Raw genomic sequence first — 747 nt, 5'->3', positions numbered from 1 at the left:
AAGCGAACTTCAAACGTTGGCAATGGGACCGGACGAATCTCGCGCAGCACATCGGTGACGGCGGTGTAGCCGCCCTCGTAGCCGCGTTCGCGCAGCTCCCGTAAGAGCCGGCGGCCGGTCAGACCGGGATACGCCGTCACCCGCCCGCCCAAATAGGACACGAATGGGTCGATCCGGCGCTGGCGTGGCTTGCGTGGACCATAAACCGGCGGCTCCAGGCCGCGAGCGATGCATTTGCGAACGGTCTTTCGATCGATCCCGAGTTCGCGGGCGATCGCCGAAACCGTCAGCCCCTGCCGATGAAGATCAAGTATCATGATGACTTCCCCAAGCTTGATCACCGCACCCGCTCCCTCGTTCTGGGCAGAGCAGGATCGGGTGATCGATTCGCCGCCCATCCTCAGGGCGCGCCCTGAGGATGGGCGGCACGATCAACTGGGGATTTTTCAAACGGCACTTCTGGGGAGAATTACTCAGGCATCAACACCCGCGAGATCCTGGCCCGGCTGGCAAAGCGGCAGGGCCTTTCGTTGCGGCAGTCTTATGCGCGGGTGGGCAAGTTCGCCCTGATCAAGCATCAGCGCTATGCCCACGCCAAGCAGTTCAAGCGCGCCAACCGGGCCTTGAAGACGCTTAGAACCTATCTCGGTCGCGTCATCCGTGACATTGCCCGCAAGATCGAAGGCCGCACCGGCTTGCTTGGCGAGATTGTCCTCGAACGCATGCTGGCGCTGGCGCGACGGGTGC

1 protein-coding gene and 1 pseudogene are annotated in these 747 nt (G+C 62.8%); one reads left to right on the top strand and one right to left on the bottom strand.

The window, feature by feature from the left end:
* A partial coding sequence (locus tag AC5ZGW_RS46655; RefSeq protein WP_496114197.1) for a helix-turn-helix domain-containing protein occupies window positions 1–341 on the bottom strand: 341 nt, incomplete at its 3' end.
* Between the two features lie 147 nt (window positions 342–488).
* On the opposite strand from AC5ZGW_RS46655, the pseudogene AC5ZGW_RS46650 reads away from it, so the two are divergent.
* Window positions 489–747: pseudogene (locus tag AC5ZGW_RS46650) on the top strand (IS5/IS1182 family transposase); the annotation flags it as partial.

This window comes from Bradyrhizobium sp. Crot121 (genome assembly GCF_059512385.1).
This window is presented reverse-complemented; position numbering and strand designations above follow the sequence as displayed.